Annotated in this window: 20 protein-coding genes; 12 read left to right on the top strand and 8 right to left on the bottom strand. The window is 68.5% G+C overall.

The window, feature by feature from the left end:
- Positions 1–150: 150 nt before the first annotated feature.
- The 3 genes from AC0J42_RS11320 to AC0J42_RS11310 all read left to right on the top strand — a co-directional run bounded on the left by AC0J42_RS11320 (position 151) and on the right by AC0J42_RS11310 (position 4,301).
- Positions 151–2,277 carry a TonB-dependent receptor family protein gene (locus tag AC0J42_RS11320; protein ID WP_473006205.1) on the top strand — a complete coding sequence of 709 codons (2,127 nt, stop codon included), beginning with the start codon at positions 151–153 and terminating at the stop codon, positions 2,275–2,277.
- A gap of 154 nt (positions 2,278–2,431) precedes the next feature.
- Positions 2,432–3,544 (top strand): DUF3182 family protein, encoded by a 1,113-nt coding sequence (locus tag AC0J42_RS11315; RefSeq protein ID WP_473006204.1) that lies wholly within the window; start codon positions 2,432–2,434, stop codon positions 3,542–3,544.
- Positions 3,531–4,301, top strand: coding sequence for an alpha/beta hydrolase family protein (locus AC0J42_RS11310; protein WP_416423648.1), 771 nt, complete (start codon positions 3,531–3,533; stop codon positions 4,299–4,301). Before AC0J42_RS11315 ends, AC0J42_RS11310 begins: the two co-directional genes overlap by 14 nt.
- Here the strand turns inward: AC0J42_RS11310 and AC0J42_RS11305 are convergent, their stop codons facing one another.
- Positions 4,302–4,547, bottom strand: coding sequence for a hypothetical protein (locus AC0J42_RS11305; RefSeq protein WP_416423647.1), 246 nt, complete (start codon positions 4,545–4,547; stop codon positions 4,302–4,304).
- 430 nt (positions 4,548–4,977) lie between these two features.
- Here AC0J42_RS11305 and msuE point away from each other — a divergent pair, with 430 nt between their 5' ends.
- The 4 genes from msuE to AC0J42_RS11285 are packed head-to-tail and all read left to right on the top strand — an operon-like array spanning position 4,978 to position 8,976.
- Positions 4,978–5,541 carry an FMN reductase gene (gene msuE, locus AC0J42_RS11300; protein WP_473006203.1) on the top strand — a complete coding sequence of 188 codons (564 nt, stop codon included), beginning with the start codon at positions 4,978–4,980 and terminating at the stop codon, positions 5,539–5,541.
- A gap of 8 nt (positions 5,542–5,549) precedes the next feature.
- Complete coding sequence (ssuD, locus tag AC0J42_RS11295; protein ID WP_416423645.1) at positions 5,550–6,698, top strand: FMNH2-dependent alkanesulfonate monooxygenase; 1,149 nt, start codon at positions 5,550–5,552, stop codon at positions 6,696–6,698.
- Entirely contained in the window at positions 6,695–7,867 is a 1,173-nt protein-coding gene (locus AC0J42_RS11290) for an acyl-CoA dehydrogenase family protein (protein ID WP_473006202.1), read from the top strand. The genes ssuD and AC0J42_RS11290 overlap by 4 nt, the downstream gene beginning before the upstream one ends.
- 8 nt (positions 7,868–7,875) lie before the next feature.
- Entirely contained in the window at positions 7,876–8,976 is a 1,101-nt protein-coding gene (locus tag AC0J42_RS11285; RefSeq protein WP_416423643.1) for a sigma-54 interaction domain-containing protein, read from the top strand.
- 80 nt (positions 8,977–9,056) lie between these two features.
- Here AC0J42_RS11285 and sfnG read toward each other — a convergent pair whose 3' ends face one another.
- Both sfnG and AC0J42_RS11275 read right to left on the bottom strand, forming a co-directional pair.
- Positions 9,057–10,145, bottom strand: a complete 1,089-nt coding sequence (gene sfnG / locus AC0J42_RS11280; RefSeq protein ID WP_416423642.1) for a dimethylsulfone monooxygenase SfnG — start codon at positions 10,143–10,145, stop codon at positions 9,057–9,059.
- 154 nt (positions 10,146–10,299) lie between these two features.
- Positions 10,300–11,859: a glucosyltransferase domain-containing protein gene (locus AC0J42_RS11275; RefSeq protein ID WP_473006201.1), complete on the bottom strand. Its 1,560-nt coding sequence runs from the start codon at positions 11,857–11,859 to the stop codon at positions 10,300–10,302.
- A 210-nt stretch (positions 11,860–12,069) separates the two neighbouring features.
- Here AC0J42_RS11275 and AC0J42_RS11270 point away from each other — a divergent pair, with 210 nt between their 5' ends.
- Positions 12,070–13,308, top strand: a complete 1,239-nt coding sequence (locus tag AC0J42_RS11270) for an acyl-CoA dehydrogenase family protein (RefSeq protein ID WP_473006200.1) — start codon at positions 12,070–12,072, stop codon at positions 13,306–13,308.
- Between the two features lie 18 nt (positions 13,309–13,326).
- On the opposite strand, the gene AC0J42_RS11265 is transcribed toward AC0J42_RS11270, so the two are convergent.
- The 5 genes from AC0J42_RS11265 to AC0J42_RS11245 form a co-directional block, all read right to left on the bottom strand.
- A complete protein-coding gene (locus AC0J42_RS11265; RefSeq protein WP_416423639.1) occupies positions 13,327–14,106 on the bottom strand; it encodes a glycosyltransferase in 780 nt (259 codons plus the stop codon).
- The gene (locus AC0J42_RS11260) at positions 14,103–14,546 is read right to left on the bottom strand and encodes a GtrA family protein (protein ID WP_416423638.1); all 444 of its coding nucleotides are present in this window, start codon (positions 14,544–14,546) and stop codon (positions 14,103–14,105) included. The genes AC0J42_RS11265 and AC0J42_RS11260 overlap by 4 nt, the downstream gene beginning before the upstream one ends.
- On the bottom strand, positions 14,543–16,042 hold the full coding sequence (locus AC0J42_RS11255; RefSeq protein ID WP_473006199.1) for a glycosyltransferase family 39 protein: 1,500 nt from the start codon (positions 16,040–16,042) through the stop codon (positions 14,543–14,545). Before AC0J42_RS11255 ends, AC0J42_RS11260 begins: the two co-directional genes overlap by 4 nt.
- 178 nt (positions 16,043–16,220) lie before the next feature.
- Positions 16,221–17,615: an FAD/NAD(P)-binding protein gene (locus tag AC0J42_RS11250; RefSeq protein WP_473006197.1), complete on the bottom strand. Its 1,395-nt coding sequence runs from the start codon at positions 17,613–17,615 to the stop codon at positions 16,221–16,223.
- Positions 17,616–17,664: 49 nt separating this feature from the next.
- A complete protein-coding gene (locus AC0J42_RS11245; RefSeq protein ID WP_473006196.1) occupies positions 17,665–19,029 on the bottom strand; it encodes an LLM class flavin-dependent oxidoreductase in 1,365 nt (454 codons plus the stop codon).
- A gap of 328 nt (positions 19,030–19,357) precedes the next feature.
- Here AC0J42_RS11245 and hflK (AC0J42_RS11240) point away from each other — a divergent pair, with 328 nt between their 5' ends.
- From hflK (AC0J42_RS11240) to AC0J42_RS11225, 4 genes are all read left to right on the top strand, one after another.
- Positions 19,358–21,289: a protease modulator HflK gene (hflK, locus tag AC0J42_RS11240; protein WP_473006195.1), complete on the top strand. Its 1,932-nt coding sequence runs from the start codon at positions 19,358–19,360 to the stop codon at positions 21,287–21,289.
- A gap of 15 nt (positions 21,290–21,304) precedes the next feature.
- Positions 21,305–22,345, top strand: coding sequence for a protease modulator HflC (hflC, locus tag AC0J42_RS11235; protein WP_473006194.1), 1,041 nt, complete (start codon positions 21,305–21,307; stop codon positions 22,343–22,345).
- Positions 22,342–23,388, top strand: coding sequence for a protease modulator HflK (gene hflK, locus AC0J42_RS11230; protein ID WP_473006193.1), 1,047 nt, complete (start codon positions 22,342–22,344; stop codon positions 23,386–23,388). Before hflC ends, hflK (AC0J42_RS11230) begins: the two co-directional genes overlap by 4 nt.
- Before the next feature lie 68 nt (positions 23,389–23,456).
- Positions 23,457–25,328, top strand: coding sequence for a cation-translocating P-type ATPase (locus AC0J42_RS11225; RefSeq protein ID WP_473006845.1), 1,872 nt, complete (start codon positions 23,457–23,459; stop codon positions 25,326–25,328).
- Positions 25,329–25,338 lie beyond the last annotated feature (10 nt).

Genomic DNA, 25,338 nt, shown 5'->3' with positions numbered 1-25,338 from the left:
GCCCTATCAACAGCTCCCCACCTCTGCACTCGCCTAATCCTCGCGAAAAACCACGCCAAACGAATTGGCATAAAAAATGCCATTCACCTACCAAGCATGACTATACGAATAGAAAGCTGAGCCCAATCATCTATTCAGCAGGACGACTTTATGCATTCGGTTTCATGGGGAGAATCACACCAACTGGCCCGGGCCATTCGCCTGGCCACCCTGGGGCTAGGCTCGGCGCTGATGCTGGCCAACACTGCGCACGCCGACGACGCCACCACGCCGCAGCTCAAGACCGTGACCGTGGAGGTCAAGAAACAGACCCCGGTGCAGGCCGCCAAGAGCCAGCTGGACGAAGTGCCAGGCGGCACCAGCGTGGTCGACAGCGAGGACGTGGCCAAGGGCCGCACCGCCACCCTGCAGGACACCCTCGCCTACCAGCCCGGCGTGTTCGTGCAGTCCACCGGCGGCACCGACGCGGCGAAGATTTCCATTCGCGGCTCGGGCGCCAACACCTCGCCAGGCTATTTCCGCGAGGGCATCAAGTTCCTCTTCGACGGCCTGCCCATCACCGGTCCCGGCGGCACGCCCTATGAACTGCTGGGCGGCGCCGGGGTGAACTACACCGAGATACTGCGCGGCGCCAACGCGTTCCAGTACGGGGCGCTGAGCCTGGGCGGGGCGATCAACTTCGTCAACCAGACCGGCTACACCGCCCCCGGCCTGCGCGTGCGCGCGGAAACCGGCAGCTACGGCTACAACAAGCAGAGCGCCAGCTACGGCGGCGTCGAAGGGCCGCTGGACTACTACATCAACGTCGACAACTACCGCAACGACGGCTACCGCGACTACAGCCTGGCCAAGAGCCAGGGCGTGGTGGCCAACTTCGGCTACCAGATCAACCCGAACCTGAAGACCGAGTTGCTGCTGCGCTACCGCGACGAGTTCCACGACGACCCCAGCCCCACCACCCTCTCCCAGGTGCTGCACCACCCGTCCCAGGCCAGCGCCACCGCGGCGTCCAGCGGCGCCGGCAGCCGCCGCCCGGGCAGCCTGTGGGCCGACAGCAAGACCACCTACACCTTCGACGACGACTCGACCCTGGCCGTGGGCTTCACCTACTACAAGTACAACCACCACAACAGCCCGAACAGCCCCACCAACCCCAGCTACTGGGAGTGGACCGACCTGAGCGCGCTGCTCGACTACGAGCGCAGCGACGAGTTGCTGGGCCACCAGACCCGCTCCAGCCTGTCCTTCACCACCACTGACCACATCCGCGGCCAGGTGGACTCCACCTTCGCCAACAAGGCCAGCCGCAAGTTCGTCGACTACAACGGCTCGTTCGACCGCGTGTTCGCCCTGGGCAACGACCTGGAACTGACCGATGGCCTGTGGCTGACCAGCGGCCTGTCGGCCATCAACGTCAAGCGCGACGTCGACGTGAAATCATCCTTGGTGGCCAACACCAGCGAATACCCAGGCTCGGTGGACTACAACAACTGGAGCCTCGCCCCACGCCTCGGCCTGCGCTATGAACTCACCCCGCAACTGCAGGTGTTCGCCAACGTCAGCCGCAGCATCGACCCGCCAGCCGACTGGGAATACTCCGGCTCCGGCCCTACCCAGCCGTACGTGCGGCCACTGGTGGAACAGAAGGCCAACACCGTGGAGTTCGGCATCAAGGGCTCGTCCGGGCCCTTCGATGGCAGCCTGACGCTGTACCGCTCCTGGCTGCGCGACGAACTGCTCAACGTGCAGTTGATCGCTGCCACCTCCACCGCCGCCGCGGTCACCGGCGCGTTCAACGCCTCGCCCACCATTCACCAGGGCATCGAGGCGGGCCTGAACACGCAACTGTGGCAAGGCGCCAACGGCGACAAGGTCAACTTCCGCCAGGTGTACACCTACAGCGACTTCCACTACCGCCACGACGCCACCTTTGGCGACAACCAGCTGCCGGGCATTCCCAAGCACGTCTACCAGGGCGAACTGCAATACCAGCAGCCCGGCGGCTTCTACACCGGCGTCAACGTGCAATCGAGCTCGCGCACGGCGGTGGACTACGCCAACACCTTCTATGCGCCTTCCTACACCATCTACGGCGCCAACGTCGGCTACGAGGCCCCTAGCAAAAAGTGGAAGGTCTCGCTGGACCTGAAGAACCTGACCGACAAGAAGTACGTCACGGCGGTGCAGCCGGCGTATAACGTACAGGGGCAGGACACCGCGGCGCTGTACCCCGGCGACGGGATTGGCGCGTACGTGGGTGTGGAATACCGCTACTGAGCCAGGGACGCGGCCTGCGGCCGCTGCTACCGCTTCCCCGTAGCAGCTGCCAAAGGCTGCGTCCTCCCCTCGCCGCCCCACAAACTGAACTATCTCCCCACCCCACCATTCAAACACTGCAAAGACCGCCCGCCCCACTCCACGGGAGCCGCCCATGCCCAGCACGCCACGCAAATCCGGGGTTGTCCTGCTGCCCGGCGCCACGCCGACGCCGGACCACGAACGCGCCGTGCACCTGGGCCTGGCGAAGCGCATCGCCACGCTGCTAGGCACCCGGTTCCTCGCTGAGGACGAACGCCAGGGCGTGCCGGAGCACGAGCTCTACTACCTGCCCGCCGACACCCTCATCGACCCCCAGGCCTGGCGCCAGCGCTGCGGCATCACCTGCGTGGACGACTTCTTCGGCGGCCTGGTCAGCCAGCCGTTCATGATCACCAAGGCCATTTCCCACCCCCGCGTCGAGGGCGGTGCAGCGCCCACCGGCTGGGCCGACGCCTTTGCCGCGCACGCTGGCGACGCGCTGCTGGACGGCCACACCGTGTTCGACCTGGAGGACGCCCGCAAAGCCGCGGCGCACCTGCTCAAGGAGGCGCCGCTGCGGCTCAAGCCGGTGCGCGCCACCGCCGGGCGCGGGCAGACCATTATCCGTGACAGCCAGGAGCTGGACTCGGTGCTCAACCACCTCGACGACGAAGAAATTCGCCTGTGGGGCCTGGTGCTGGAGCAGAACCTCACCGAGGTACGCACCTACAGCGTCGGCCAGGTGCAGGTGGCGGGCATCACCGCCTCGTACCACGGCACCCAGCAGTTGACCGAAGACCACCGCGGCGAGCTGGTGTACGGCGGCTCGGACCTGGTGGTAGTGCGCGGTGGCTACGAGCAGCTGCTGGCCCTGCCGCTGGACGATGACACCCGCCTGGCCGTGGACCAGGCGCGGCGCTACGAACAGGCCGCGCGCAACGCCTTCCCCGGCTTCGTCGCCTCGCGGCGCAACTACGACGTCGCCCGCGGCCTCGACCATCGCGGCCGGCCGCGCAGCGGCGTGCTGGAACAATCCTGGCGGGTGGGTGGCGCCAGCAGCGCCGAAATCCTCGCGCTGCAGGCCTTCGCCGCCGACCCGGCGCTGGCCTGCGTGCAGGCCTCCACCCATGAAGTGTTCGACAACAGCCCCATCCCGGCCGACGCCACCCTGTTCTACCAGGGCGACGACACCGAACTCGGCCGCCTGAGCAAATATGCAAGGATCCGCGACTATGAGCGTCCATAGCGAACCCATCGACATCCAGGTAGGCGGCGAGACCATCGCTGGCACGCTACTAAGCCCCGGCAGCAAGGTCCCCGGGATTCTGTTCGTGCACGGCTGGGGCGGCAGCCAGCAGCGCGACCTGGCGCGGGCCAAGAACATCACCGGGCTTGGCTGCGTGTGCCTGACCTTCGACCTGCGCGGCCACGAGAAAACCGCCAGCCAGCGCGAAAGCGTGACCCGCGAGCAGAACCTGGAAGACCTGTTGGCCGCCTACGACCTGCTGGTCAGCCACCCGGCGGTGGACAGCCGCGCCATCACCGTGATCGGCAGCAGCTACGGCGGCTACCTGGCCGCCATCCTCACCCGCCTGCGCCCGGTGCGCTGGCTGGCACTACGGGTGCCGGCGCTGTACTGGGACAACGAATGGAACGTACCCAAGTACGCCCTGGACCGCAGTGGCCTGCAGATCTACCGGCGTGAAAACCTGGGGCCCGCGGACAATCGCGCCCTGGCGGCGTGCGCAGAATTCGAAGGGGACGTGTTGCTGGTGGAATCGGAGCAGGACGACTATGTGCCGCACACGACCCTGATGAGTTACCGCTCGGCGTTCGTGGGGGCGCATTCCATGACCCATCGCATCGTCGATGGCGCCGATCACGCGCTGTCCACCGATGCCAACCAGAAAGCCTACAGCGCGATCCTGACCCAGTGGGTCAGCGAGATGGTGATAGGCGCGCGGCTGGAGAAATATCCGCACCACTCACCGCGGTATTCCTGATCAGCCTTCGCTCAGGCCTTTGCCGGCAACGGCGTGCTGGCCGATGACTTCGCGGGTCTGCGAGCGTTCGATGCGGGCGCGTTCACGCTGGTATTCGTCGAACGACAGGCCGCGGCGGCTGAGGTTTTCCAGCGCCAGTTCATGCTGTTCCTCGACGCTGTAGCCGCGAGTTTCAGGGTGGTTGTCGGCGCAACCGGCGAGGGCGGCGGTGAGGACTGCAAGGCTGAACGCGAGGGCGGTTTTCATGGGGGGCCTCCTGCACCCTGGGGTGCTTCATGTGGCTGATTCGATGTGGAAAGGTTACTGCCGGGGGCCCTTGGAGGAACAATCACTGCTCTCAATAGTGGCTATTGGATTTTTTGCCCTCGATGGTGGGGGGGGACGCGGCCTGCGGCCGCTGCAACGGGGGGGTATATTCTTTGGTGATCTATTTGGATTACTTCTTGGTCTTTTACGGCATAAGCCTGCTTCCTCTATAACAGTGGCTGCCGCACCTGCCGCTGTTGCGCCAGCCACTGTTGCCCCAGCAACAGCCATTCCACAGCACGTCGCACCAGCGACACCGGCGGGGGTCGGCCATTTCGCGCCAGCCCAGGCGGGGCGCGGCTTCCAGGGATTGGTACGGTGCTTGCTCTGGAGCCTTCACTGTCCATTGAGCCACTGTTGAGGAATACACATGTCACGCCCATTGAACGTTGTTGCCGTCTCCGGGGGCACCTGGCGCCCGTCGCGCACCCTGGTGCTCACCCAGGCCATCGTCGCCCAACTGGGTGAGCTGCTGCCTATCCAGGCCCAGGTCATCGAACTCACCGACATCGCCCGCCCCCTGGGCGCCGCGCTGTCGCGCCAGGAAGCCGCTGCCGAGGTGGAAGCCAGCCTGGCCGCCATCGAAAACGCCGACCTGCTGATCGTCGCCTCGCCGGTGTACCGCGGCTCCTACCCCGGCCTGCTCAAGCACCTGTTCGACCTGGTCGACCTCAATGCCCTGATCGACACCCCGGTGCTGCTGGCCGCCACCGGCGGCAGCGACCGCCACGCGCTGGTGCTCGACCACCAGCTGCGCCCGCTGTTCAGCTTCTTCCAGGCGCTGACCCTGCCGATCGGCGTGTACGCCACCGAGGCCGACTTCAGTAACTACCAGATCACCAGCGAGCTGCTGCAGGCGCGCATTCGCCTGGCGGCCGAGCGTGCCGCACCGCTGTTCGGCGGCCTGTCCAACCACCTGCTGAAAATTGCCTGAGGCCTGACATGGATGTTTTCTGGTTCCTGCCCACCCACGGTGACGGCCATTACCTGGGCACCACCCAGGGCGCCCGCCCGGTGACCCTCAATTACCTCAAGCAGGTGGCCCAGGCCGCCGACGACCTGGGCTACCACGGCGTGCTGATTCCCACCGGCCGCTCGTGCGAAGACTCCTGGGTGATCGCCTCGGCGCTGGTGCCGCTCACCGAACGCCTGCGCTACCTGGTGGCGATCCGCCCGGGCATCATCTCGCCCACGGTGTCGGCGCGCATGGCCGCCACCCTCGACCGGCTGTCCAACGGCCGCCTGCTGATCAACGTGGTCACCGGCGGTGACCCTGACGAAAACCGTGGCGACGGCAGCTTCCTGACCCACGCCGAACGCTACGAGGTCACCGACGAATTCCTGCACATCTGGCGCCGCGTGCTGCAAGGCGAGGCCGTGGATTTCGAAGGCAAGCACTTGCACGTGCAGAACGCCAAGGCCCTCTACCCGCCGGTGCAGAAGCCCTACCCGCCGCTGTACTTCGGTGGTTCTTCCGAGGCCGCCCACGCGTTGGCCGCGGAGCAGGTGGACGTCTACCTGACCTGGGGCGAACCGCCGGCCGCGGTGGCCGCCAAGCTCGCCGACATTCGCGAACGCGCCGCCCGCCATGGCCGCCAGGTGCGCTTCGGCATCCGCCTGCACGTGATCGTGCGCCCCACCAGCGAAGAGGCCTGGGACGCTGCCAACCGCCTGATCGAACACATCAGCGACGACACCATCGCCGCCGCCCAGCAGTCGTTCGCGCGCTTCGACTCCGAAGGCCAGCGGCGCATGGCGGCGCTGCACGGTGGCCGCCGCGACGGCCTGGAAATCGCCCCCAACCTGTGGGCCGGCGTCGGCCTGGTGCGCGGTGGCGCCGGCACTGCGCTGGTGGGCAACCCTGAAGAGGTGGCCGCGCGCATCAAGGAATACGCCGACCTGGGCATCGAGAGCTTCATCTTCTCCGGCTACCCGCACCTGGAAGAGGCCTACCGCTTCGCCGAGCTGGTGTTCCCGCTGCTGCCCGAGCCCTACGCCAGCCTGGCCGGCCGCGGCATCACCAACCTCACCGGGCCGTTCGGCGAGATGATCGCCAACGACGTGCTGCCCGCCGCCAAGGCCACGCCATGAGCGAGTTGAATACGCCCCTGGAGATCGCCCGCGCCCTGGCCGCCGACTTCGCCGAAACCGCCGTGGAGCGTGACCTGCGCGGCGGCACGCCGAAGGCCGAGCGCGACGCCCTGCGCCGCAGCGGCCTGCTGGCCATGAGCATTCCCCAGGCGTTCGGTGGCCAGGGCGCCAGCTGGACCGAGACCCTGGGCGTGGTGCGCGAGCTGGCGCGGGTCGACAGTTCCATCGCCCACGTGTTCGGCTTTCATCACCTGATGCTGGCCACCGTGCGCCTGTTCGCCCGCCCCGAGCAGTGGCAGCCCTGGTTCGAGCAGACCGCCCGCCAGCAGTGGTTCTGGGGCAATGCCCTGAACCCGCTGGACACCCGCACCGTGGTGCGCCACTTCAACGGCTGGTGCGAGTTTTCCGGCAAGAAGAGCTTCTGCTCCGGCGCCAGCGACTCGCAGATGCTGATTGCCTCGGCGGTGGATGAGACGGCGGGCGGCAAGCTGCTGATCGCCGCCATCCCCAGCAGCCGCAGCGGCATCACCCTGCACGACGACTGGGACAACTTCGGCCAGCGCCAGACCGACAGCGGCAGCGCCAGCTTCGAGCGGGTGCGGGTGGAGCAGTCCGAGCTGCTGCTGGACCCCGGCCCGTTGAGCACGCCGTTCGCCTGCCTGCGGCCGCTGATCGCGCAGCTGACCTTCACCCACATGTTCCTCGGCCTCACCGAGGGCGCGGTGGAAGAAGCGCGGCACTACACGCTGCACGAGACTAGGCCATGGTTCAAGTCCGGCAGCCAGGAGGCGCGCCACGACCCTTACGTGCTGGCCCACTACGGCGAGTTCTGGGTGGCGCTGGAGTCGGTGCGCCTGCTGGTGGAGCGCGCCACCCACCTGCTGGACCAGGCCTGGGCCCGTGGCCCGGCGCTGACCGCAGACGAACGCGGGCACCTGGCCGTGGCCATCGCCACCGCCAAGGTGGCCGCCAGCCGCCACGGCCTGGAGATCTGCAGCCGCCTGTTCGAAGCCACCGGTGCCCGCGCCACCCACGCCTCGCTGCGCCTGGACCGCTACTGGCGCAACCTGCGTACCCAGAGCCTGCACGACCCTATCGACTACAAGCTTCACGAACTCGGCGACTGGGCCCTGAACCGGACGCTGCCGATTCCCACTTTTTATTCCTAGAGAAGCCCATGCAGCTATTGACCTTGCCGCCCTCGCCCGCCCTCGCGACTTCCATCCGCGCCACCGCCCAAGTGTTCGAAGACCCCAAGTCGCGGGCCCTGCTGGCGCACCTGCAACAGATCGCCCCCAGTGAGGCCAGCGTGCTGATCATCGGCGAGACCGGCACGGGCAAGGAGCTGGTGGCCCGCCACATTCACAACCTCAGCGGCCGTTGCAACCGGCCGTTCGTGGCGGTCAACTGCGGGGCGTTCTCGGAGTCGCTGGTGGAGGCCGAGCTGTTCGGCCACGAGAAAGGCGCCTTCACCGGCGCCCTGGCGGCCAAGGCCGGCTGGTTCGAGGAAGCCAACGGCGGCACGCTGTTCCTCGACGAGATCGGCGACCTGCCCATGGCCATCCAGGTGAAGCTGCTGCGGGTGCTGCAGGAACGCGAGGTGGTGCGCCTGGGCTCGCGCAAGTCCATTCCCATCGACGTGCGCGTGCTGGCAGCCACCAACGTGCAGCTGGAGCGGGCGATCAACGCCGGGCACTTCCGTGAAGACCTGTACTACCGCCTCGACGTGGTGAGCATGGACCTGAGCCCGCTGCGCGACCGCCCCGGCGACATCCTGCCGCTGACCCGGCACTTCATCAACGCCTACAGCCAGCGCCTGGGCTACGGCACCGTGACCCTGAGCCCGGAAGCCGAATTCAAGCTGCGCACCTACCAGTGGCCGGGCAACATCCGCGAGCTGGAGAACGTGATTCACCACACCCTGCTGATCTGCCGCAACGGCGTGATCCAGCCCGAGGACCTGCGCCTGTCGCACATGCGCATCGAGCGCCAGGACGACAGCCAGCCCTGCGACGACTCGGCCGAAGCACTGCTGGAGCGGGCCTTCCAGAAGCTGTTCGCCGAACAGGCCGGGGCGCTGCACGAGAAGGTCGAGGATGCGCTGCTGCGCGCGGCCTACAAGTTCAGCCACTACAACCAGGTGCACACCGCCAACCTGCTGGGCCTGACCCGCAACGTCACGCGCACGCGGCTGATCAAGATCGGCGAACTGGCGGTGAACAAGCGCCGGCCGGGCGAGACCATCCAGCAGGACCGGGTACTGCAGCTTTCAATCTGACAGTGGCAGGACGCAGCCTTCGGCAGCTGCTACGGGCCCCCGTAGCAGCTGCCGAAGGCTGCGTCTCCGCCCCCCGCTACTCAGGCAGGCTCAGCCACCCGCAAAGCTTCAAGCTCGCGCACCAGCGGCAACACGTGCTTGCCGAAATACTCCACCTCTTCCTGGAAGTGCAGGAACCCCGCCAGCACCAGGTCCACGCCCACCGCCTTCAGCGCGACGATACGCTCGGCGATCTGCCGCGGCGTGCCGATGAGGTTGGTCTTGAAGCCGTCGTTGTACTGCACCAGGTCTTCGTAGCTGGACTTGGCCCAGTTGCCCTCGCCTTCGGGCGAGGCGCTGCCGGCCTGCTTGGCCGCCGCACCGAAGGCGCTGACCGCCTCGAAGTCGGCCTTGTCGATGATCTCGGCCAGCACCGCGCGGGCCTCGGCCTCGGTGTCGCGGGCGATGACGAAGGCGTTGACGCCCACCTTTACCGAGTGGCCGTTGGCGGCCGCCTTGGCGCGAATGTCGTCGACCTGGGCCTTGATGCCTTCCACCGTATTGCCATTGGTGAAGTACCAGTCCGACACCCGCGCCGCCATGTCCCGCGCCGCCCGGCTACTGCCGCCCTGGAAGATCTCCGGGTGCGGCTGCTGCAGCGGCTTGGGCTTGAGGGTGTAGTCGTTGAAGCGGTAGAAGTCGCCGCGGTAGGTGAAATGGTCCTGGGTCCAGATGCCCTTCAGCGCGGTGATGAACTCTTCCGAACGGCGGTAGCGCTCGTCGTGCTCCAACCACGGCTCGCCGATGGCGGTGAACTCGCCCTTGAACCAGCCGCTGACGATGTTCACGGCGATGCGCCCACCGGTGAGCTGATCGATGGTGGCCAGCTGCTTGGCGGCCAGCGCCGGCTGCCACGGGCCAGGCAAAATCGCCGCGATCACCTTCAGCTTTTGCGTGGCCGCCAGCAGCGCGTGGCTGAACGCCACCGACTCGTGCTGGTTGTCGGCGCCGTAGCCGGCGGTGAAGCGGATCTGGGTGAGGCCGTATTCGAAACCGGCGGCCTCGGCCAGCTGCGCCAGTTTGCGGTTGTAGTCGATGTCCCAGCTGGTGCGCTGGGCAATCTTGCTCACCACCAGGCCGCCGCTGACGTTGGGCACCCAGTAGGCAAATTTCACGGGGGTATGGCTCATGTCGGTTCGCTCTTCGGGACAAAGGTGAAGTACCCGGAGCAGCAACCGTGCCAAACATTAAAACCTATGAAATTCAATCAGTTGGATGCAAAGGCAATCCGAGCAGCTGTCTGCCCGGATGCAATTGCTGAATCACTGTTGGCCCACCAACAGTTCACTCCAGCGCCGGGCATTCGGGCTGCGACACCCGCGCGGCGAAGCGGATGTAGGCCTTGTCCCCCAGCACGTACAGGCCATAGAACGGCCGGCTGACCACCGGCGCGCCCAGGGTGGCGAGGTCCACCGACTCATCGGCCAGGGTGGTCACGCCCCACTTGCGCAGCTGCTCGGGCAGGAACTGGTAGTCGTTGGCGGCGATAAAGCGCAGTGCCGGCAGCATGCGTTGCACGCACACGCGGGCGAAGACGTTGTTGATGTCGTTGTTGTTGTCCTCCAGCACGCTGATGCTGGTGGCCTGGCTCACCTGCGGGTGGTTGAAGATGTCCGTCACCACCAGCGTGCGCACGAACTGCTGCAGCTCGTTCTGCTCGCGCAGGTACTGCCCGTAGACGTAGGCGAAAGACAGGAACACCGCCAGCGGCAACGCCAGCACCAGGGTCCAGCGCACTGCCAGGCGCGCGATGAAGCCATGGGCCAGGAGCAGCAGCGCCACCAGCAACGGCGCCACGCCCACCAGGGTACGGGCGTCGGAGTTGTTGCCGAAGTCGTACAGCACCAGCAGCAACCCGCCCACCGCCAGCACCGCGCCCACAGCCGCCAATGCGGTGATGGCCAGGTACGCGGCTTTCAGCCCCGCGCGCACCGGCGTGCGCAGCGCCGTCGCCAGCGTCAGCCCAAGCCCGGCCAGGGCGCACAGCGCCAGCAGGGCGAACACCCAGCCGTTGGCCGGGGTGATGAACAGCCCGACCTTGCCGGCCAGCGCGCCCAGGCGCACGCCCCACTCGTGCAGCGTCGGCCACACCACGCCGCCGCGGTCGTTCATCAGCAACTGGTAGGCCGTGAGGTAATAGAACACGCCGCCGGCCAGCAGCACGGCCAGGTGTTGCAGCGGCTCCCACAGCAGCGCCCTGAACGTGGCGGGGATGGTGGTGTGACGAAGCAGGTCCACGCAGGCCAGGCCGACGAACACGTTCAGCGGCAGCTGGTCCAGGCTCATGGCCGCCGCCAGCATGGCGCCGCGCACCAGCACCTGCCACCCCGCCGCGCGCAGGCTGAAGCTGATGGCCAGCACCACCAGGGCCACGCCCAGGCTCAGGGTCAGGCATTCGTACTGGTACGACAGTTCCTGCAAGTAGAACGGGTTGTACCACAGCGGCAGCAACACCAAGCAGTGGCTCAGGGTGGGCCGCCGGAACCAGTGGAACGCCAGGTGGGCCAGGGCCACGGCCATCACCAAAATCGCCAGCAGCATCGACAGCGGGAAGAAATCCGGGGTGCCGGGGGTGAAGCTTACGGCGTTGAACAGGTAGTCACCCAGCGGCCGGCCCTCGGGCTTCCACCAGGTGGCCGCCTGCATTTCCCGCAGGTTGTCGTCGATGAACAGCACGTTGTCGAGGATCAGCGGCAGCACGTACAGGCCCAGCGCGGCGAGGTAGAACAGTAGCACCTGCAGCGCCGTCAGCGGCTGGCTGGCCAGGGTCTGCAACAGGCGGCCCAGGCGCGCGCCACTGACAATGGGCATTTCAGCAAGGTCGGTATCGTGCGGTTGCGGCATCGAAGGCTCCACTTCAGAAAACGGTTCCTGCGACCAGTTCAGTGCAGGGCGGCGCATCCGTCCAGTGTCGTCAGGCCCACGCTTTGCTGATCCGCTGCTGCCACGCCAACAGCGCCAGGCCACCTGGCACGCGCATCGCCCCGGAAAACGGGGCGGTGCGACGCGGCACGATGCCTGCAACGCGCTGGTATCGAACCAGAGAACCTTGCCATGACCGACCATCAGATCATCAACCCGCTGGCCACCGGCACCGACTACCAGGCCCTGGCCGCCCGCTTCCGGCCGATCTTCGCGCGCATCGCCGAAGGCGCCGTAGCCCGCGAGCAGCAGCGCACCCTGCCCCACGAACCGATTCGCTGGCTCAAGGAAGCCGGTTTCGGCGCCGTGCGCGTGCCGGTGGAGTACGGCGGTGGCGGCGCCTCGTTGCCGCAACTGTTCGAGCTGCTGATTGAACTGGCCGAGGCCGACGCCAACGTACCCCAGGCCCTGCGCGGGCACTTCGCCTTCGCCGAAGACCGCCTCAACGCCCCGCCCTCGCCGGCCCGCGACCGCTGGTTCGCGCGCTTCGTGGCCGGCGATATCGTCGGCTGTGCCTGGACCGAGATCGGCGCGGTAAACATCGGCGACGTGATCACCCAAGTCAGCCCCGACGGCGAACAATGGCGCCTCCACGGCGAGAAGTTCTACAGCACCGGCAGCCTGTTTTCCGACTGGATCGACGTGTTCGCCCGCCGCAGTGACACCGGCGCCGATGTCATCGCCGCCGTGCGCACGAACCAGCCGGGCATCGTCCAGACCGACGACTGGGATGGCTTCGGCCAGCGCACCACCGGCAGCGGCAGCTCGCGCTTTGTGGACGCGGTGGTGGAGGCCGAGCACGTGATCGACTTCGCCAGCCGCTTCAAGTACCAGACCGCGTTCTACCAACTGGTGCTGCTGGCCACCCTGTCAGGCATCGGCCGCGCCGCCCTGCGCGACGTGAGCCAGGGCGTCAGCCAGCGCCGGCGCATCTACAGCCACGGCAACGCGCCGCAGGTCAGCCAGGATGCGCAAGTGCAGCAGGTGGTGGGCGAAATCGCCGCCTGGGTGTACGCCGCCGAAGCCGCTACCTTGCGCGCCACGCAGCCGGCACAGCGCGCCTACCTGGCACGCTTCGGCAACGACGCGGCTGCCGAGCACCAGGCCAACGTCGACGCCGAGCTGGAATCGGCGCGCGCCCAGGTCGCGGTCACCGAACTGATCCAGCGCGCCACCACCACGCTGTTCGACGCCCTGGGCGCCTCGGACGTGCGCACCGGCAAGTCCCTGGACCGCCATTGGCGCAACGCGCGCACGGTGTCCTCGCACAACCCCACCATCTACAAGGCGCGCATCGTCGGTGACTGGGCCATCAACGGCACCGAACCGCCGTTCGTGTGGCAGATCGGCAACGGCCCCTCCGCCACGTAGCAGCTGCCCAAGGCGGCGTCACGGGCACGCGCTGGCAGGCTCGTCGTACAGCCCGCTGTGCAGCGCCCAGCGGATGCGGGCGATGTCTGCCAGGACGCCCACTGCCACCTTGGCAATGGCAACGCCGCCCAGCTTGCTGCCCTGCTTCACGTCGCGCCAATCGTCGATCGGCAGCACGGTACAGGGGTAGCCCAACTGCCGGGCCAGGGCCAGCACCTCAAGGTCGAAGCCGAACCCGCCGATGCGCTGGCGGCTGAACAACGCCTGCGCCACGTCGGCGCGAAACACCTTGAAGCCGCACTGGGTGTCCTCGATGCCCGGCACCAGCAGCCACTGGGCCAGGTAATTGCCACTGCGCGAGATGTGCTGGCGCACGCCGCGATGGGTCACGCCCAACGGGCGTACGCCGATGCCCAGCGGCTCGTTGCGGGCCATCAGGGCGAACACCTGCTGCAGGTGGTGCAAGGGGGTGGCCAGGTCGGCATCCATGAACAGTCGGTACTGGCCGCGGGCGCCCAGCATGCCCAGGGCCACCTGGCGGCCTTTGGTAAACTGCCCGGCGGGCCTGGGGCCGGCGTCGATCAGTTGCACGCCAGGGTGGGCGAGCACCACCTGCGCCGTGCCGTCGGGGCTGCGCGCATCCACCACCACGATGTCCACCGCCAGTTGCGAGGCATGCCGCGCCAGGTAAACACTGAGCTGCTCCAGGCTGCGCTCCAGGCGCGGCACACCCGCGACCGGCATCGCCTCGTTGTAGGTGGGGATGATGATGGACAGGTCGACGACGGGTGTGTTCACGGTGAACCCTCGGGCGCCCGGGCGCTGGCGACAAACACCCATCGCCGGTAGCCCAGGTAGTTGAACAGCATCACCAGGGCGACAGCGATGAACCAGGCCAGGTTGCGCAGCAACAACGCCTGGCCGGCCGGCGCCACCGGCAGCCAGCGCACCCAGGCCTCGCCGGCCCCAAGCACCCAGGCCATCAGCAAGGGCCGCAGCCCGTAGACACTGGCGGCCGTCAGCACCACGAAGAGTAGCCTGCGCGGCCAGGGCGTGCCGGCCACCCGGAACGTGAAGCGCTGGTGCAGGACAAAGCCGTTGAGCATGGCGACGCTGCCAGCGACCACCGCTGCGGCGATCACCGGTAACCCGAGCCAATCGGCGCTCAACAGGTTGAACAACAGCGCGTCCAGCAACGTGTTGGCCAGGCCCGCGAGGCCGAACCGTGCCAGGCTCACGGCCGGGCCTCGCGCTGGTACAGCCAGACTTCGGGGGTCTGCCCCTGCAGGTGATCCACCAACCGCCAGCCACCCTTCGAGAACGGGGCCAGGGCTGCAGCGTCGTGGGCGAAATCCAGCCACCACAACCGGTGGACGTCTGTAGGCACGTCGGCCAGCGAACGCAGGAGGTCCGCCGCCCCATCGCGATACAGCAAACCCGAGTAGCCGTAGGCAAACGGCAACTGCGGCCCGGCCAGTACCTGCATGGCCACCCCCTCCGGCAAGTAGAAAAACACCCTGGCATAACTGTAGATGCTGTCTGTCAGCACCAGGTCGCCGGGTTGCAGGCGAGCGCCCAGGTAGTGGGCCACGAAGGGCACGCGCTCGTCGGCGCGCGGCAGCTTCTCGACGCGATCGTTGCCGGTGAACAACGCGTGGAGCCCCACTGCCGACAGGCCGGCGAGCACCGCCAGCCCTGCCGCCGCCCAGGCCTTGTGGCGCGCCAATGCCTGGTCCAGTGCCAGCGCCAGCAGCAGCGGCAACGCACCCGCCGGGTAGATCAGGTAGCGGGGGTAGAACATCGACACCTTCCAGGACACGGCCAGCACCAGGACGATCGGCACCAGCACGCTCGCCACCAACAGCGCCGCCGGCTCCAGGGCTTGGCGCCGCCGCACCAGCAACCCGATGGCCACGGCCAGCAGCGCCAGCGGCCAGGCGAGCCACAGCAGGGTGGGCCAGGCGTGGGCGTCGCCGAGCAAGGTAAAGGTCCAGATCAGGTCCGGCAGGCTGGCGGCCGTGACCGGCGGCACCCAGCCCAGGGTCCAGCCGGTGTGCTGCAGTTGCTGTTGCAGGCTGGGCAGCCAGGGCACGAACAGCACCGCCACGAGCCCGGTAGCGGCCCACCACTGGGGCGCCATCAACTCGCGCCGGCCGCGGCGCAGCCACAGCCATGCCAGGTAGCACCAGTGGCTGGCCAGGGCCAGGCCAGCGAAGTAATGGCTGTACAAGGCGGCGCTCATCAGTGCGCTGTATAGCAGCAACAGGGGCCAGCGCCCCGGCGAACGCAGCCACAACACCATCACCAGGGTCGCCGACCACAGCCACAAGGCCAACCAGCTGTACATGCGCACGTCCTGGCTGTAGCGCACCAGGAACGGCGCCACCGCCAACAGCAGGCCCGCCAGCCACGCCGTCCGGCGGCCGGCCAGCAGATCCATCAGCCAGGCCTGGACGAACACGCTGGCCACGCCGGGCAGCACACTCAGCAGCCGGACCCCCGCGACGCTGTGCCCCACCAGTTCCAACCAGCCGTGCAGCAGGAAGTAGTACAGCGGCGGATGGGCATCCAGCGCTGTCCAGTGCACGATATCGTCCAGGCTCATCTGGCTGAGCAGCAGGCTGTAGCCCTCATCGCCCGACAGCGGCCGCTGCCAGCACCGCACGGCCGTGGCCAATAGCAGCAACAGCCAGAAACGGTAGTCACGCAACAGCGTGCGCGTGGTGGTGGGCATGCACACACTCCATGGGCCGGGTACCCATGACTGTGGCTGCGGGGCTGACACCTGTCCAGTCAGGTCAAAAAGTATTCAAGCGCGCCGCTGCGGGCACGATTGCCCACGCCCGTAGCAGCTGCCGCCAGGCTGCGTCAGGCCACACCGTGGTGACCGGGACGCAGCCTGGCGGCAGCGGCTACGGGGATTGTGTGACCAGGGTATTGGCCAGGGCCTTGGCTTGCAGCGCCACGTCGGTGACGGCGGTGCTTTCCCACCACAGGCCGCGCAGCGGTGGGCCCATGGCGAACAGCCGGGGCGAGGCCTGGCCGGCGGCGTCGTGCACGGCGCCGTTGGCTTGGGCAGCGATGCCCAGCGCAAGCGGGCCGGGGCGGATCAGGCCGCGCGCCAGCAGCTGCCGGGGCAGCGGCCGGTCCACGCGGCGCCAGTCGTATTCGATGCCGGTGGAGTTGATCAGCGCCACACCGGTATCGATGCGCTCGGCGGCCTGGCCGCGGTCACGCACGCGGATGCCCACCAGGCCGTCTTCGGTGGGGGCCAGGCCCAGCAGTTGCGCGGCGTCGATGCGCACCCGCCCCTCTTCCAGCAAGCGCTGCAGCAATGCATCGCTGGGCGGCGGCGAGCGGTGGTGATGGCTTTCCCACCACGGCCGCGCATGGCGCACGAACTGGCGCTTGTGCCAATCGCTGGCACCGCTCCACAACCGGCCGATGTGGGCGCGCACGGTGTCCAGCGGCGCCTGCCAGTCGATGCCGGCGGCCTGGGCCTCGCGGCATTGCCGGCGCAGCGCGCGCCACACCTGCAACGGCGTGCGGAGGGTGGGGTCGGCGGCCAGGAAGTCCGGCCACGCCGGCGGCTGCCGGCGCACCTGGGGCAACAGGCCATGGCGCGAATAGATCTGGATCGGCCCGCGGTGCCCGGCCTGTTCCAGGGACACCACGGCGTCGACCATGGTCAGCCCGGAGCCGATGATCAGCACCCGGCCGTCTGGGTCGAGGCCAGCCATGGCCTGCACGTCCCATGGGTCCACCGCCGCGGCGTTGAGGCCGCTGGACTGGCGCTGGCGGGTGCGCGCCGCCGGGAACATGCCGGTGGCCAGCACCGCCTGGCTGCCGTGCACCTGGCTGCCGTCGGCGAGGGTCAGGCGCACGCCATCGGCGTCCACCTGCAGGTCGACGATTTCGCTGCGCACATGCTCCAGGGTCGATCCCCAGGTGGCGCCCGCTGCTCGCGCCGCCGCCAGGTGCTGCTGGGCGTAGACGCCAAACAACCCGCGCGGCGGGAACAACTCGGCCACCGGCACGTGCTGGCGGTCGGACTCGGGCCAGCCGCCGGCGGCGATGTGCGCAGCCAGCCACTGGGTCAGGTCCTCGGCGTTGTCGGGGTCCACGCTCATGCGCGCGGCGTTGCCGTTGAGGGTGTGGCCCAGCTCGGTGGCGCTGTAGGCTTCGCCGCGGCCCAGTTCGGGGCGCGGTTCGAACACCCGCAGCCGACGCTGGCCGGGCTGGCGCAGCAGTTGCGCGGCCAGCAGGGTGCCGGACAGGCCGCCGCCGATGATCAGGATGTCTTGCATGGGGTGCTCACTGTTAGCAGTGGGGTTGCCGGGAACATCATAAACAGCTTCACGGTTTTCGGTAGCCCGCCGCCGGGTGATTGCCGGGCAGCCGCGCACCTTCGCCGAACAACTTCTCGCGCAGGGTGCCGCTGCGGTACTGGGTCTTGTACACCCCGCGCTTCTGCAGTTCGGGCACCAGGTGGTCGACCACGTCGCTGAAGGTCTCGTGGGTCACCGCGTAGGCCAGGTTGAAGCCGTCGACGTCGGTGTCGGCCACCCACTCCTCCAGCAGGTCGGCGACGGTCTCGGGGCCGCCGACGAACAGCGGGCCGAAGCCGCCGATGCCCACCCAGTCCGCCAGCTCGTTGGGGGTCCAGACCGTGTCCGGGTCGGCGGTGCTGAAGGCTTCCACCGCCGACTGGATGGCGTTGGTCTTGACGTGGCGCAGGGCCTCTCCGGGCTGGAACTGGCTGAAGTCGATGCCGGTCCAGCCGCTGATCAGCGCCATGGCGCCCTCGTAGCTGACCCAGGACTTGTACTCCTCGAACTTGGCCCGGGCCTTGGCGTCGGTCTCGTCGACGATCACCGTCTGCAGGTTGAAGATCAGCACGCTGCGCGGATCGCGCCCGGCCTCGGCGGCGCGGCGGCGGATGTCGGCCACGGTCTTCTTCAGCAGCACCTTGGACGGCGCGGCAACGAACACGCACTCGGCATGCTCGGCGGCGAATTGCTTGCCCCGGCTGGACGCGCCCGCCTGGTACAGCAGCGGCGTGCGCTGCGGCGACGGTTCGCACAGGTGAATGCCGGGCACCTGGAAGTACTTGCCGTGGTGGTTGATGGGGTGGATCTTGCTCGGGTCGCTGAAGAGGCGCCGCTCGCGGTCGCGCAGCACCGCGTCCTCCTCCCAACTGCCTTCCCACAGCTTGTAGCAGACCTCCAGGTATTCCTCGGCGTAGTCATAGCGCGCGTCGTGCTCGGTCTGTGCGGCCTGGCCGATGTTCTTGGCGCCGCTCTCCAGGTACGAGGTGACGATGTTCCAGCCGGCGCGGCCCTGGGTCAGGTGGTCCAGGGTCGACAGGCGCCGGGCGAACGGGTACGGGTGCTCGAACGACAGCGACGCGGTGAGGCCGAACCCCAGGTGCTCGGTGACCATCGCCATGGGTGGAATCAGCTGCAGCGGGTCGTTGACCGGCACCTGGGTGGCCTGGCGAATGGCGGCGTCGCCATTGCCCTGGTACACGTCGTAGATACCCAGCACGTCGGCGATGAACAGGCCGTCGAACTTGCCGCGCTCGAGGATTTTAGCCAGGTCGGTCCAATAGGCCAGGTCCTTGTATTCCCACGAGCGGTCCCGCGGGTGCGCCCACAGGCCTGGGGACTGATGGCCCACGCAATTCATGTCAAAGGCGTTGAGGCGGATTTCACGCGACATGCAGCTCTCCAAACTGAACAAAGATTCATACACTTGATGAGCAGGTCATTGCACAGTGCGTGCCGCTTCGCCGCGCCCCATGTTTGCGGGGCCATGGCCATAAGCCGGGGCGGCACGGGCTTGCTGTTGGCCAGCAAACTGTTGCGCGGCTGTTGGCTGGGCAACAGTGGCGGCGCGGGCGTGGGACGAAAATTTCACGGCCAGCGTTATACAGTTACTTTTTATGGGTAGACTGCCCGGTCGCCTGAGCGTCTGTTTTTATTCAACGGTAAACCGCAACGACCCTGGCCGGGTCGCGCACCTGCCTGTGCGAGCGTATGGAGAAGTGATGAGAGTTGACCTGGATGCCCCGGCTGGGGATCTGCACGCCCTGCCGCGGTTCGTGCGCGCGGCCTGGCAGGCGCGCCGCCTGTTCGGCCTGATGCTGGGGCTGGGGGCGCTGCTGATGCTGGCCCTGGTGGCCGGTATTTTCGTTGAGCTGTTTACCCGTGATTCGCTGTGGGTGCCGCTGCTGTGCGGCATCAGCGCCAGCTGCCTGACCCTGCTGGGCAGCAGCCAGTGGGCCTGGCGCATTGCCCGGTGGCGCGCCGCCGCGCTCAACGGCGAGCCGCTGGAACCGGTCACCGAGTGGGTGCAGGACGAGCCTCGCGGCGCTTACGACCGCCTGCTGGACCGCGTCGGCGACACCCTGGCGGTGTGGCTGCAACGCCTGGGCGTGGCGGCACTGTGGCTGATGGCCGGCTGCGTGCTGGCGCTGCTGCTGGTGAACTACGGCTGGAACCTCAACCTGGCGCCCCAGGCCCTGGGCCAGACCGCCTACGCCGTCGCCGGGCTGTTGCTGGTGGTGGCCTTCGCCCTGCTGGTGCTGGAGCGCCACCTGAACGCCTGCGACCCGGTGGAGTGGCCCGAGGCCTCGGGCCTGGCCCTGCAACTGCGCATCACCCTGGCCAGCCTGCTGCTGGCCGCGGTGTGCCTGTTCTTCGCCAACGGCGAGGCGGTGTGGCCGCTGCGCCTGGCGGTGCTGGCCGGCCTGCTGCCGGCCCTGGGCGCCCTGGAGCTGCTGGTGCGCGCTCTACTGTCGGTGTTCAGCCCGCAGCGCCTGACCCTGGAACCGCAGATCGTCGCCGACAGCCTGTTCGCCGGCCTGCTGAACTGGCCGCCGCGCCCGCTGCGGCGCCTGCAGGATGAAATGCAGCAACGCTTCGGCATCGACCTGCGGCAGATCTGGGCGCTGGGCTTCATGCGCCGCGCCAGCCTGCCGGTGCTGGCTTTGATCGCCCTGATCGGCTGGCTGCTGAGCGGCGTCACCCAAGTGCCCATGAACGGCCGCGCCGTGTACGAGCAGTTCGGCAAGCCGCTGACCGTCTACGCCCCGGGCCTGCATGTGGGCCTGCCGTGGCCGTTCGGCCAGGCGCGCACCGTGGAGAACGGGGTGATTCATGAGCTGGCCACCAGCGCCGAAGGCGGCGCCGGCGATGAAACCAGCAGCGCCGACGGCCCGGCGCCCGTCACCGCCAACCGCCTGTGGGACGCCTCGCACCGCGCCGAGAAATCCCAGGTCATCGCCAGCAGCGCCGGCGACAAGCAGAGCTTCCAGGTGGTGAACATGGACGTGCGCTTCGTCTACCGCATCGGCCTGACCGACAAGGCCGCCCTGGCTGCCACCTACAACAGCGCCGACGTGCCGGCGCTGATCCGCAGCACCGCCAGCCGCGTGCTGGTGCACCAGTTGGCCGGCCGTGAGCTGGACGACATGCTCGGCGAGGCCCGCGCGCAACTGGGCGAGGACATCGGCAAGCAGGTGCAGGCCGACCTCGACCGCCTCGACAGCGGCGTCGAGCTGCTGGCCACCGTGGTGGAAGCCATTCACCCACCGGCCGGCGCCGCCGACGCCTACCACGGCGTGCAGGCCGCGCAGATCGGCGCCCAGGCGCTGATCTCCCGCGAGCGCGGCAACGCCAGCGTCACCAGCAACCAGGCGCGCACCGACGCCAGCATGGCCACCGACAACGCCCAGGCCACCAGCGCCGAGAACCTGGGCGCCGCCAAGGCCGCCGACCTGCGCTTCAGCGCTGAACTGCAAGCCTGGCACAGCGCTGGCCAGGCGTTCATCAACGAGCAGTATTTCAGCCAGCTGGCCCAGGGCATGGCCAATGCCAAGGCGTTGATCCTTGACCATCGCATTGCCCGGGACGAGCCGCCGACCCTGGACCTGAGAACCTTCGCCGCGCCGGTCGACCCCGGCCAGCCACGCCGCTAACGGCCTGCAGGAGTTTTGATTTTGAGTACATCGCACAACCACGCGGGCCACGACCACGGCCACGATCATCATGACCATGCACACCACGACCACGGCCATGACCACGACGACGGCGCGCCGTCGCGCCCCTGGAAGCGCATCGGCATCGCCGCCCTGCTGGTGCTGTTCGCCATCGCCACCGCCTGCCTGGTGCAGGTGCGCAGCGGCGAAGCCACTGTCATAACCCGCTTCGGCAACCCCTCGCGCGTGCTGCTGGCGCCGGGCCTGAACTGGCGCCTGCCGATCCCGTTCGAATCGGCGGTGCCGGTGGACCTGCGCCTGCGCACCACCTCCAGCGGCCTGCAGGACGTGGGCACCCGCGACGGCCTGCGGATCATCGTCCAGGCCTACGTGGCGTGGCAGGTGCAGGCCGACAACGCCGACGTGCAGCGCTTCATGCGCGCGGTGCAGAACCAGCCTGACGAAGCCGCGCGGCAGATTCGCACCTTCCTCGGCTCGGCGCTGGAAACCTCGGCCAGCGGCTTCGACCTGTCGAGCCTGGTGAACACCGACGCCAACAAGGTGCAGATCGCCGACTTCGAAGACCATGTGCGCCAGCAGATCGCCAAGCAGTTGCTCGACACCTATGGCGTGCGCGTGCTGCAGGTGGGTATCGAACGCCTGACCCTGCCCGCCGTGACCCTCAACGCCACCGTCGAGCGCATGCGCGCCGAACGCGAGACCATCGCCACCGAACGCACTGCCGAAGGCAAGCGCCAGGCGGCGGAGATTCGCTCCGGCGCCGAGCGTGACGCGCGCATCCTGCAGGCCGACGCCACGGTGAAGGCGGCCGATGTGGAAGCGCAGTCGCGGGTGGAAGCCGCGCAGATCTACGGCAAGGCGTACGCCGGCTCGCCTGAGCTGTACAACCTGCTACGCTCGCTGGACACCCTGGGCACCATCGTCAACTCGGGCACGCGCCTGGTGCTGCGTACCGATGCGGCGCCGTTCCGCGCCCTGGTCGACGGCCCGCCACAGCTGGCCGCCCCCGCCGCCACCAGCGGTGCCAAGCCATGAGTGGTGCCGCCCCCGCCCCACGGCTGCCCAGCCCCTGGCTGCAGGCCGGCCGCCTGACGTTCCTGGCGCTGTATGGCGTCACCCTGCTGGCGGCGTTCGGCTGGGCCGTGTCGAACATTCGCCAGGTGGGCCCGGAAAGCCGCGCCGTGGTGCTGCGCATGGGCGCCCTGGAGCGTATCCACAGCGCCGGCCTGCTCATGGCCTGGCCGCGGCCGTTCGAGCAGGTGGTGATGCTGCCCTCGGCTGACCGCGTCATCGAGCAGCGGGTGGAAACCCTGCTGCGCGAGAACCAGACCCGCGGCATCGACCCCAACACCTCGCCCAACAGCGACGCGGTGGCCGGCGCCGGCTACCTGCTGACCGGCGACGCCGGGGTGGTGCAGTTGGACGTGCGCATCTTCTACAAGGTGGTGGACCCGTACCAGTACGTGCTGCAGAGCGCCAACATGACCGCCGCACTGGACCGCCTGGTCGCCCGCAGCGCCGTGGCCGTGTCCGCCTCCCGCGACCTGGACACCATCCTGGTGGCCCGGCCGGAACTGGTGGGCAGCGACAGCCAGGCCGCCGAGCGCCGCGAGCGCCTGCGTGGCGACCTGATGCAGGGCATCAACCACAGCCTTGACGCCTTGCAGGCCCAGGGCGCCGGCCTGGGCGTGCACATCGAGCGCGTCGACCTGCAGTCGAGCCTGCCCGATGGCGCGGTCAACGCCTTCAACGCCGTGCTCACCGCCAGCCAGAAGGCCGAGCAGAACATTGCCTCGGCCCGCAACGACGCCGCCAAGGTGACCCAGGCCGCCACCCAGGAGGCCGACCGCACCCTGCAGGTGGCCCACGCCCAGGCCAGCGAGCGCCTGGCCAAGGCCCAGGCCGACACCGCCACCATCGCCAGCCTGGCCCAGACCCAGCGCGACCACAGCGACCCGGGCCTGCTGATGCGCCTGTACCGCGAGCGCGTCCCGGCCATCCTGCAGAAGGCAGGTTCGGTCACCACCGTCGATCCCCACGACGACGCCCGTCTGATTCTGCAAGGCAGCCAACCATGAGTGCGCATTCCCACCATCACCACGGCCACGCCCACCACGGGCACTCCCATGGCCACCTCACCGGCGGCATGCTCAGCGTCGACGAGCGCCGCAGCGCCGCCCGCCAGCTGACCCTGGCCATGGTCGCCCTCGGCCTACTGACGCTGGGGCTGGGCTGGCACTGGTTCGACCCGGCCCAGGACGGCGTGGCGCAGATCCTGTTCGGCGTGGCCTCGCTGCTGGTGGCCATTCCGGTGCTGCGTTCAGCCTGGTTCAGCATCCGCCACCCCAGCCTGCACGGCCTCACCGACCAACTGGTGGCCATTGCCCTGCTGGGCGCCTGGGCCACCGGCGACCTGCTGACCGCGGCGTTGTTGCCGATCCTGATGATCTTCGGCCACGTGCTGGAGGAACGCAGCGTGATCGGCTCCCAGGAGGCCATCGAGTCCCTGGGCAAGCTGACCCGTAGCCATGCGCGGCTGATCGGCGCCGACGGCAGCATCCGTGAAGTGGACAACGCCAGCCTCAAGGCCGGCGACCAGGTGGAAGTGCGCGCCGGCGACCGCGTGCCGGCCGACGGCCGCGTGCTGGAAGGCCAGGCCAGCCTGGACACCGCGCCCATCACCGGCGAATCGGTGCCGGTGCAGGCCGCGCCGGGCATGGACGTGTTCGGCGGCGCCATCAACCTCGATGGCCTGCTGCGCATCGAGGTGTCGCGCACCGGCGAAGACTCGACCCTGGGCAAGGTCATCGCGCTGATGCAGAAGGCCGAGCAGTCGAAGCCGCCGATCACCCGTCTGCTGGAGCGCTACGCCGGCCAGTACATGGTGCTGGTGCTGCTGATTGCCGCCGTCACCTGGTTCATCACCAACGACCCGCAGGCGATGCTCGCCGTGCTGGTGGCCGCCTGCCCGTGCGCGCTGGTGCTGTCGGCGCCGGCCACGGCCATCGCCGGCATCGCCGTGGCCGCGCGCCATGGCATCCTGATCCGCAGCTCGGCGTTCCTGGAAGAGTTCGCCGACCTCAGCTCGCTGGTGATCGACAAGACCGGCACCCTCACCTACGGCGCCCTGCACCTGCAGCGCCTGCAGGTGGTGCCCGAGTGCAGCGCCGACGAGCCGACCCTGCTGCACCTGGCCGCCAGCCTCGGCGCGGCCAGTAGCCACCCGGTGAGCCGCGCCCTGGCCACCCTGGTGCCCCAGGACGCCTACCACCCGCTGGAGCAGTTGCGCGAGCGCCAGGGCCTGGGCGTGATCGCCCAGACCCCGCAGGGCGAAGCGGCCCTGGGCCGCGCCGAGCTGTTCCAGCAGCTGGGCGTGGACCTGCCGCCGGTGCCCGAGCACGACGGGCCGATCGCCGGCCTGGCGTTGAACGGGCGCTTCCTGGCCTGGCTGCTACTGGCCGACCAGGTGCGCCCGGAGGCCGCCGCGGCGCTGGCTGACCTGCGTGAACTGGGCCTGGGCCGGCAGCTGCTGCTGACCGGCGACCGCCTGCCGGTGGCCAACGCCCTGGCCGCCGAGGTGGGCATCACCAACGTGGTGGCCCAGGCGCTGCCGGAAGACAAGCTGCACCGGGTCACCGACGAAATCGGCAACGGCTTCCGGCCGCTGGTGGTGGGTGACGGCATCAACGACTCGCTGGCGCTGAAAGCTGGCGTGGTGGGCGTGGCCATGGGCGCCGGCGGTGCCGACATCGCCCTGGCCTCGGCCGACATCGTGCTGATCGGCAGCGACCTGCGCCGCCTGGGCACCTGCGTGCGCCTGAGCCGCCAGTGCCGCCGCACCTTGCAGGTGAACGTCGCCATCGGCCTGGGCTGGACCCTGGCCATCGTCGCGGCGGCGGCCTTCGGCATGCTGGGTGTGGCGGGCGCGGTGGTGGCGGCGTTGCTGCATAACCTCAGCACGCTGCTGGTGCTGGGCAATGCCGGGCGCTTGCTGCGGATCGAGGAGCCGTTGAAGTAGCAGCGGCCGC

It is taken from the genome of Pseudomonas sp. Tav-5-1A (assembly GCF_055755055.1).
This window is presented reverse-complemented; position numbering and strand designations above follow the sequence as displayed.

Bases quoted from the DNA above. Each gene is read 5' to 3' on its own strand.
- AC0J42_RS11320 (WP_473006205.1), top strand. From the start codon at position 151: ATGCATTCGGTTTCATGGGGAGAATCACACCAACTGGCCCGGGCCATT.
- AC0J42_RS11315 (WP_473006204.1), top strand. From the start codon at position 2,432: ATGCCCAGCACGCCACGCAAATCCGGGGTTGTCCTGCTGCCCGGCGCC.
- AC0J42_RS11310 (WP_416423648.1), top strand. From the start codon at position 3,531: ATGAGCGTCCATAGCGAACCCATCGACATCCAGGTAGGCGGCGAGACC.
- AC0J42_RS11305 (WP_416423647.1), bottom strand. From the start codon at position 4,547: ATGAAAACCGCCCTCGCGTTCAGCCTTGCAGTCCTCACCGCCGCCCTC.
- msuE (WP_473006203.1), top strand. From the start codon at position 4,978: ATGTCACGCCCATTGAACGTTGTTGCCGTCTCCGGGGGCACCTGGCGC.
- ssuD (WP_416423645.1), top strand. From the start codon at position 5,550: ATGGATGTTTTCTGGTTCCTGCCCACCCACGGTGACGGCCATTACCTG.
- AC0J42_RS11290 (WP_473006202.1), top strand. From the start codon at position 6,695: ATGAGCGAGTTGAATACGCCCCTGGAGATCGCCCGCGCCCTGGCCGCC.
- AC0J42_RS11285 (WP_416423643.1), top strand. From the start codon at position 7,876: ATGCAGCTATTGACCTTGCCGCCCTCGCCCGCCCTCGCGACTTCCATC.
- sfnG (WP_416423642.1), bottom strand. From the start codon at position 10,145: ATGAGCCATACCCCCGTGAAATTTGCCTACTGGGTGCCCAACGTCAGC.
- AC0J42_RS11275 (WP_473006201.1), bottom strand. From the start codon at position 11,859: ATGCCGCAACCGCACGATACCGACCTTGCTGAAATGCCCATTGTCAGT.
- AC0J42_RS11270 (WP_473006200.1), top strand. From the start codon at position 12,070: ATGACCGACCATCAGATCATCAACCCGCTGGCCACCGGCACCGACTAC.
- AC0J42_RS11255 (WP_473006199.1), bottom strand. From the start codon at position 16,042: ATGCCCACCACCACGCGCACGCTGTTGCGTGACTACCGTTTCTGGCTG.
- AC0J42_RS11250 (WP_473006197.1), bottom strand. From the start codon at position 17,615: ATGCAAGACATCCTGATCATCGGCGGCGGCCTGTCCGGCACCCTGCTG.
- AC0J42_RS11245 (WP_473006196.1), bottom strand. From the start codon at position 19,029: ATGTCGCGTGAAATCCGCCTCAACGCCTTTGACATGAATTGCGTGGGC.
- hflK (WP_473006195.1), top strand. From the start codon at position 19,358: ATGAGAGTTGACCTGGATGCCCCGGCTGGGGATCTGCACGCCCTGCCG.
- hflK (WP_473006193.1), top strand. From the start codon at position 22,342: ATGAGTGGTGCCGCCCCCGCCCCACGGCTGCCCAGCCCCTGGCTGCAG.
- AC0J42_RS11225 (WP_473006845.1), top strand. From the start codon at position 23,457: ATGCTCAGCGTCGACGAGCGCCGCAGCGCCGCCCGCCAGCTGACCCTG.